6 protein-coding genes and 1 pseudogene are annotated in these 6,000 nt (G+C 71.2%); 3 read left to right on the forward strand and 4 right to left on the reverse strand.

Annotated elements, in window-relative coordinates:
* Positions 1 to 54: 54 nt before the first annotated feature.
* The 3 genes from IF01_RS0138785 to IF01_RS0138795 all read left to right on the forward strand — a co-directional run bounded on the left by IF01_RS0138785 (position 55) and on the right by IF01_RS0138795 (position 1,824).
* Positions 55 to 696 (forward strand): hypothetical protein, encoded by a 642-nt coding sequence (locus tag IF01_RS0138785; RefSeq protein ID WP_030398353.1) that lies wholly within the window; start codon positions 55 to 57, stop codon positions 694 to 696.
* Between the two features lie 295 nt (positions 697 to 991).
* Entirely contained in the window at positions 992 to 1,498 is a 507-nt protein-coding gene (locus tag IF01_RS44730) for a J domain-containing protein (RefSeq protein WP_078880707.1), read from the forward strand.
* Positions 1,489 to 1,824, forward strand: coding sequence for an STAS domain-containing protein (locus IF01_RS0138795; protein ID WP_063764416.1), 336 nt, complete (start codon positions 1,489 to 1,491; stop codon positions 1,822 to 1,824). Before IF01_RS44730 ends, IF01_RS0138795 begins: the two co-directional genes overlap by 10 nt.
* A 96-nt stretch (positions 1,825 to 1,920) precedes the next feature.
* Here IF01_RS0138795 and IF01_RS0138800 read toward each other — a convergent pair whose 3' ends face one another.
* The 4 genes and pseudogenes from IF01_RS0138800 to IF01_RS43080 all read right to left on the reverse strand — a co-directional run bounded on the left by IF01_RS0138800 (position 1,921) and on the right by IF01_RS43080 (position 5,842).
* The gene (locus IF01_RS0138800) at positions 1,921 to 2,295 is read right to left on the reverse strand and encodes a hypothetical protein (protein ID WP_157855472.1); all 375 of its coding nucleotides are present in this window, start codon (positions 2,293 to 2,295) and stop codon (positions 1,921 to 1,923) included.
* 45 nt (positions 2,296 to 2,340) lie between these two features.
* Positions 2,341 to 2,811 carry a hypothetical protein gene (locus IF01_RS0138805; protein WP_157855473.1) on the reverse strand — a complete coding sequence of 157 codons (471 nt, stop codon included), beginning with the start codon at positions 2,809 to 2,811 and terminating at the stop codon, positions 2,341 to 2,343.
* A 4-nt stretch (positions 2,812 to 2,815) separates the two neighbouring features.
* A complete protein-coding gene (locus tag IF01_RS0138810) occupies positions 2,816 to 3,253 on the reverse strand; it encodes a hypothetical protein (RefSeq protein WP_051757092.1) in 438 nt (145 codons plus the stop codon).
* 802 nt (positions 3,254 to 4,055) lie between these two features.
* Positions 4,056 to 5,842 (reverse strand): annotated as a pseudogene (locus tag IF01_RS43080) (thiamine pyrophosphate-requiring protein).
* Positions 5,843 to 6,000 lie beyond the last annotated feature (158 nt).

The raw sequence follows: 6,000 nt of genomic DNA on the forward strand, positions 1-6,000 counted from the left end.
ACGGGAACCGGCCGCTGCCGACGGCCACTCGAACCGACCAAGGAGACCCCAAGCGTGTACGAGTACACCGACCGCAGGAACCGCACCCTGGCCGACCGCATCCAGGCCGCCGCCGAGCGGCACCCCCAAAACGGCACCGAGCAGGACAAGGCCGCGGCGACCGCCCTGCTGGCCGACATGCTCCAAGCCGCCGCCCAGCACGACATCAACCTCGACACCCTCGACCTGGTCACCGACCTCCCCGGCAGCTGCTACCGCACCGTCTCAAGGAACCGCACCCCGGAAGACCGGATCAACGCCGCCGCCGAGCGACGCCCCGACCAGGGCACCGAGCAGGACAAGGCCGCGGCGACCGCCCTGCTCGCCGACATGCTCCAAGCCGCCGCCCGGCACGGCATCACACTCGCCAGCTTCGACTGGGCCACCGACCTGCCCGGCAGCTGCTACCGCGCCGTGGCCCGCAACCGCCACCTGCCGGACCGGATCGACGACGCCGCCGAACGGCGCAGCAACCCGGGAACCGAGCAGGACAAGGCCGCGGCGACCGCCCTGCTCGCCGACATGCTCCAAGCCGCCGCCCGGCACGGCATCAGCCTCGACGCCTTCGACTGGGCCACCGACCTGCCCGGCAGCTGCTACGCCGCCGTCGTCTCCAAGAGCCGCAACGAGGCCCGCCGATGGGCTGCGGCCCGGTGAACGATGGCAGGCCGTGCGCCTGACCCACACCCGGTAGTCGAGGGCACCTTGAAGGCCTGCCCTCCGGATCCTGGCGCCGGGTGCCGGACGCGCCGTTGTGGCACGGGCGGCACCCGGGCCACGTTCACTGTGCCGAGACAGGTCGCCGACGTCGGCCGCGAGCGTCCCGCCGCCGATCTCCGCTGTCGGCCGCTCGTCCGTACAGCCCCATTTCGGACATCTTGACAAGTGCTGGCCAAGGTTCTATCCAGGTCAATGAGGAGGTTTGCCGGGGTCACCCGGGAGGTGGTCCGCCATGACAGGATCGCAAGACCGACGCGATCACTACGCGGTGCTGGGACTGGAGCCCACGGCGTCCGCTCGGCAGGTCACCTCGGCCTATCGCAGCCTGATCCGGCTGCTGCACCCCGACACCCGCCCCGTCGAGCCGGGATCGGCGCAGCGACTCGGCGCGGTGGTCGCCGCCTACGCGGTCCTGCACGATCCCGAGCTGCGGGCCGCATACGACGCCGAACATGAGACTGCCCGGCCCCACCCGGAGGCCGGCCGCGCCTCGGCCCGCCCCCCGACCACGGGCCGGCGGGTGTCCGTACGCATCATCCGGGAACCCGGTGGCGCAGCGCCCTGGCACGCGGCGCCCACTCCCACCGGCGCAGTGATGCGGCGAGGACCGGAACCGCTCGTGCGGGTGGGCCCGGTGCGGGTCGCACCGCCGGGTGCGTCGGCGTGGGCGCGGGATGGTCCCGTCGACCTCTGGGAGTGGATGGTGCACCGGCTGTGGGAGGTGGAGCCATGGCTGTGAACGGCAACGACTTCCGTACCGCCGTCTCCCGGTGGGACGGCGAGGTCACCGTCGCGGTCACGGGCGAGATCGACCTCGCCACCGCACCCGAGCTCGAGAGCCGCGTCAAGGAGTGCCTGGCGCGCCGGCCCAGGCGCGTCGACCTCGACTTCGCGCAGGTGAGGTTCTGCGACTGCTCGGGCGCGGACGCCCTGGAACGGCTCCACCGCCAGGCACAGGAGGACGGCGTCGTCCTGAAGGTCACGGATGTGCGGGCCCCGCTCGTCGCCCGGCTGTTCGACCTTCTCGGCCTCACCGACCTGGTCGAACCCCGCCGATCTGGCTGAACCCGGACAGGCTGACGCCGGGTGCCGCGCACCGCGGGCGCTGCCACGACTCGCGCGTAAGCGCGGCAACCGGCCGCCGGTCAGACTCGCCGCCGGTCAGACTCCTGGGACCGGTCCGGTGTAGACCAGCTCCGCGGCGGTGTGTTGCGCTTGGCGCAGATGGGTTCCGGCGCGTTCGATCGCCGCGATCGCGCATCCCAGCTCGTAGGCGACGTCGGCCTGCTTCTGCACCGGAGTCGGCGGATCCTCCAGGACCGCGAGATGTTCCGGGTCGATCGCGTTCAGACCCGCCGCGAGCTGGTGCAGTGTGCGGGGAAGCTGCTCCAGCAGGCCCGCCAGTGCGCCGACCGTGTGATGGACATCCGTCGGATACGGATAGGCGCCGGGCCGGCCGGTGCACTCGTTGAGGCGGCGGATCTCGTCGGCTGCCGCTACCGCGATCTCACGCGGCATTCGCTCCGTCGGCATCACGGCGACCTCCTTATCGCCCGCGCCCCATGCGATGCAGGCCGGTGTTCAGGCGTGGGCCGGAACGCCCGCCCATCGGCCGCCGGGCCGGGCCAGCGGCTTCTCGGGCTCCGGCATCGCCCCGGGGATGTCCTCATCGCGCCCGTCCGCCGCGACAGCGGCCCGGCTCACCGCCGTGCGCAGATCGGCCACCGTTTGCGGCGCCTCGGTCGAGTGGACCGCGATGCGCGCGAACGGAGAAGGCCGACGCAGGTCGACGCTCACCACGACGTCCGTGAACGGGCGCAGGGCCACGAAATCCCGGCCGCCGGGATGGCGCCACACCCCCAGGCACAGCCGGCCGGGCACCAGCACGCCGCTCTCGCGTACCCCGCGAACAACCCTCCACGGCTCCCGGGTGACCGTGACCTTCTCCACCGCCGCAAGCGGCACCCGAACCGGTCCCGAGCGCGCCACGAGCCGCTCCCACCAGATCAGCCGCACCACCAGGTCCGCACCTTCGACCGTCAGCCTCGCCATCGCCTCACACCCCCTCACCGGCGCCACCCTGCGACTCCACCTTCCGCACGGGCGAGGCCGCCTCGACCGCCCCGGAAGCGGGCGGGCCGAGCTGGTCCGGCTGACGGTGGGCCCGCGCAGCGAGCATCGGCGCGCCGCGCCGCTCCGGCCGGTGACCCGCCCCATCCATGATCGGCTGGCGGGGCGTGTCGAGCGCACCCGGCGGCGTGGGGATCAGACGGCGGGCCGCACAGCGCCCCACCCAGTGGCGCCCGCACTCGGGACACGGCGGCGCACCCGCAGGGGTGTAGGGCGAGTCCACAGCGATCCCGTCCCGGGAGAAGTACTCCCAGTCACGCCCTTCGCCGTCGCGGTAGTGCTGGACGTCGTAGTCGATGCTCCACTGATGCCAGCAATGGCCGCAGGTGAACTCCACACGCTCCAGAGTCAGTTCCGTGATCACTGCCGACACCTCCTCGGCCGACACTTCACCCTATTCAGCTCCGGGTCCGCCGTAACGGCCTCGGCCCGTTGGTACCCGGAGACCCCTACCAGTCCGTATACCCCCGAATGGCCCATCAAGGCAACCCGAGCTCCAGGTTCTCTCGGAACCGACCTGGAGGTTTTCCGCTGCACCGCCACTGCGGGCTTCGGCGCCATCGGGAGAACCGCCGGCCGTGGACAGAGGACTCCAGGCCCGGACCGGTGCCGAGGCGCGGTAATCCGATAGGCGGCGCCGGGATGTTCGCGTTGCGCAGCTGCGGCGACTACCAGCCGCACCTCCACGTGCCCGCCGCCCCGGGCAGAGAAACACCCCGGTCCAGGTGCTGTCGGTGGACGGCATGCTGGGCCTGGATGGTGGACTCCGAGCAGTCCACCCGTCCGCTGGACCGATTGCTCGGCATGGGCGAGCAGGACTCACGTGCCACTACGTGCCAAACGCCCTGCGGGCCAGCCCGGGTAGCGCGGACCGCCCGCAACCTGACCCGCGGCCCACTCGTTAAGCCGGTTGTCGGGCGGTGCACGACACACCCCCACGGGCGTGCGCCGCCCTGACCGTCACAGCGTCGGACGGCACCCAACTGGCGGTCGGTCGGCAACGTGTCGATACGGGCGGCAGCTTGGCTACTCTTCGCGCCTCAGCTCATTGCCAGCCTTCCGCTCCACTCGCAGTTGATCTTGGTGACAACTATCCCCGCTATGTGTCAACCAAAGGCACCAGCCGCACGCGGTCGGATCCACGCTGTCGCTGCCGGTCCACCGGGTCAGCTCCGTCCGTTGCCGGGCAGGAACTCCTGGATCTTCGCCTTCACGCCCTGCTGGACCACCGATCCCCGGTCGCTGTCGCCCTTGAGGACCGACATGGCGGCGGCCTTGATCTGGTCCCAGGTGGCGTGCGGCGGGATCGGCGGCACCGCCGGGTCGGTGCGGAAGTCGATGACGAACGGCCGGTCCGCCGCGAGCGCCCGACGCCACGCCGTCTCCACGTCCTCCGGCCGCTCCACCCGCACCCCCTGCAGCCCGAACGACTGGGCGATGTCGGCGTACCGCACGTCCGGAAGGCTCTGCGACGGCTCGAACTGCGGGGCGCCCTGCATCGCGCGCATCTCCCAGGTGACCTGTTCAGGTCGTGGTTGTTCAGTACCGCGACGACCAGGCGCGGGTCGGACCACTGCCGGTAGTACTTCGCGGCGGTGATCAGCTCGGCGAGGCCGTTCATCTGCATGGCGCCATCGCCGACGATCGCGATGGCGGGCCGGTCGGGACGGGCGAACTTGGCGCCGATCACGTAGGGCACGCCCGGGCCCATCGTCGCCAGCGTCCCCGACAACGAGCCGCGCATGTCGCCGCGCATCCGCAGGTGCCGGGCGTACCAGTTCGCGGATGAGCCGGAGTCGGCGGCGAGGATCGCGTTGTCGGGCAGCAGCGCGTCGAGGGCGTGCACCACGTACTCGGGGTTCACCGGGTCCGCGGACACCTCGGCGCGACGTTGCATGACCTCCCACCAGCGGGCGGCGTTGTCCTCGATCGTCTTGCGCCACGCACCGTGAGCCTTGCGGTCCAGCATCGGGAGCAGCCGGCGCAGTGTCTCGCCGGCATCGCCGACGAGGTTGACCTCGAAGGGGTAGCGCAAGCCCACCATGGACGGGTCGATGTCGATCTGCACGGCCCTGGCCTGATCGAACTCGGGCAGGAACTGGGTGTAGGGGAAGCTGGAGCCGACCACGAGAAGGGTGTCGCAGTCGCGCATCATCTCGTAGGACGGGCGGGGGCCGAGCAGGCCGATCGACCCGGTCACGTACGGCAGGGTGTCCGGCAGCGCGTCCTTTCCGAGCAGCGCTTTGGCGACGCCGGCACCGAGGAGGTCAGCGATCTGCTCGACCTCCGGGCGGGCACGGCGCGCGCCCTGCCCGATCAGCATCGCGACCTTCTCGCCGGCGTTGAGGATCTCCGCCGCCCGCACGAGGTCGTCCTCGGCGGGGACCGGGGCGTACCGGGGAAGGCCGAGACTGGACGGAACCTGCTTGAAGGCGTGCGCCGGGGGCTCGTAGTCCAGCTCCTGCACGTCGGCCGGGACGATCACCGCGGTCACGGTGCGGCGGGTCGCCGCGATGCGCATCGCCCGGTCCAGCACGTTGGGCAGTTGGGCGGGGACAGTGATCATCTCGCAGAACGCCGAGGCCACGTCCTTGAACAGGCTGACCAGGTCGACCTCCTGCTGGTAGGAGCCGCCCATCGCGCTGCGATCGGTCTGCCCGACGATCGCCACCACCGGCACGTGGTCGAGCTTGGCGTCGTAGAGACCGTTCAGCAGATGGATCGCCCCCGGCCCAGAAGTGGCCACGCACACCCCGGTGCGCCCGGAGAACTTCGCGTACCCGACCGCCTCGAACGCGGCCATCTCCTCGTGCCGGGCCTGCACGAACTGCGGCTTGTTCTCAGCGCGGCCCCAAGCGGCCAGCAGGCCGTTGATCCCGTCGCCGGGGAAGGCGAAGACGTGGTCCACCTCCCACTCGCGCAACCGCTCCAGCACGTCGTCGGAAACCTCCATCGTCCATCTCCTCCGCAGCGCCCCGGCCTCTCGATCTCCGGAGAGGCCTCGCCAGCACGGCTACTGAGGCTTTCAGGGTGGAGTCGGTGGGGTGAGTCGCAGGCCGGTGCCGGCCAGGCATCCGTCGATAAGGGCGGGTCGAAGTTGGATGTGCCGTA

This window comes from Kitasatospora purpeofusca (genome assembly GCF_000718025.1).
GTDB lineage: Bacteria > Actinomycetota > Actinomycetes > Streptomycetales > Streptomycetaceae > Kitasatospora > Kitasatospora purpeofusca.